2 rRNA genes are annotated in these 250 nt (G+C 44.0%); both read right to left on the reverse strand.

The window, feature by feature from the left end:
- A 5S ribosomal RNA gene (gene rrf, locus Q8G36_RS28905) occupies window positions 1-64 on the reverse strand; the annotation flags it as partial.
- Between the two features lie 66 nt (window positions 65-130).
- A 23S ribosomal RNA gene (locus Q8G36_RS28910) occupies window positions 131-250 on the reverse strand; the annotation flags it as partial.

Consider the following 250-nt stretch of genomic DNA (forward strand, 5'->3'; position numbering starts at 1 on the left):
TGAAGAGCTTAACTGCCGTGTTCGGAATGGGAACGGGTGTGACCTCTTCGCTATCGCCACCAAACATATCAGGAACGTTGTTCCTTCAAAACTAGATAATAATAAGAAGGTATTTCATTTTTTTAAAGCGTTGGTTAAGTCCTCGATCTATTAGTATCAGTCAGCTCCACATGTCGCCACGCTTCCACCTCTGACCTATCAACCTGATCATCTTTCAGGGATCTTACTAGCTTGCGCCATGGGAAATCTC

The sequence above is a fragment of the Peribacillus frigoritolerans genome (assembly GCF_030676415.1).
Taxonomy (GTDB): Bacteria; Bacillota; Bacilli; order Bacillales; family DSM-1321; genus Peribacillus; species Peribacillus frigoritolerans_A.